A 778-nucleotide genomic window follows, 5' to 3' on the forward strand; every position below is an offset into this window, starting at 1 on the left:
CTGCGGCGCGTCCGGTGCGCCGCCCGGCGCCTGCGGATATCCGGGACCGGGGGCGGTCCGCGGAGCGCCGGGCCCCTGCGGGTAGCCGTACGGGACACCCGACGGCGGGGGCGGCGGCGTGCCGCCCTGCGCGGCTCCCGGCGCACCCGGAACCGCCGGTGGTGCGGGCGGAGCGGCGTGCGCCGGAGGGTAGGGCGGTACGCCGGCCGCGGGCGTGCCCGGGGCCGACGAGGCGTGCGGATGGCCGTACGCCGGTGCTCCCGGCGGCGGCAGGGGCGAGCCGGCCTGGCCGACGCCCGGCGCACCGGGAGGAACGGGCGCTCCGGGGACACCGCCCTGCGCGCCCTGTGTGAAGCCCTGCGGCCCCTGTGCGTCGAGCGCCGGGGAGACCGCCGTCGGGGGCAGCCCGCTGCCGCCGGACATCAACGCCGTCGGCGCGTCCGGCGCGACCGCAGGCGGCCGCGGCGCACCGGCCGCGTCGCTCAACGGCGGGGCGAACACCGTCGCGGGCAACGGCACGGAACGGTCGTCCTCACCGCTCTCCGCGTTCGTGTCGGTACCGGCCCAGGGCGTGGCGCCCGGAGGCACGTCCGCCGCGGCAGGTGCCCCCGGCACACCGAAACCGCCGTGCGAGGCACCGGCCGCCCCCGTCGGCACCCCGGCCTGTGTCTCGACCGGGCCACCCGCACCGGCGGAGGCCCCACCCACACCGGAGGGAGCCCCGCCCGGAACCGGCGCCCCACCCACACCGGAGGGAGCCCCGCCCGGAACCGGCGCC

General features: G+C 81.4%; 1 pseudogene. It reads right to left on the reverse strand.

The window, feature by feature from the left end:
• Positions 1-519, reverse strand: a pseudogene (locus tag GT045_RS39735) (hypothetical protein); the annotation flags it as partial.
• Positions 520-778: the final 259 nt, after the last annotated feature.

It is taken from the genome of Streptomyces sp. SID486, assembly GCF_009865385.1.
Classification (GTDB): domain Bacteria; phylum Actinomycetota; class Actinomycetes; order Streptomycetales; family Streptomycetaceae; genus Streptomyces.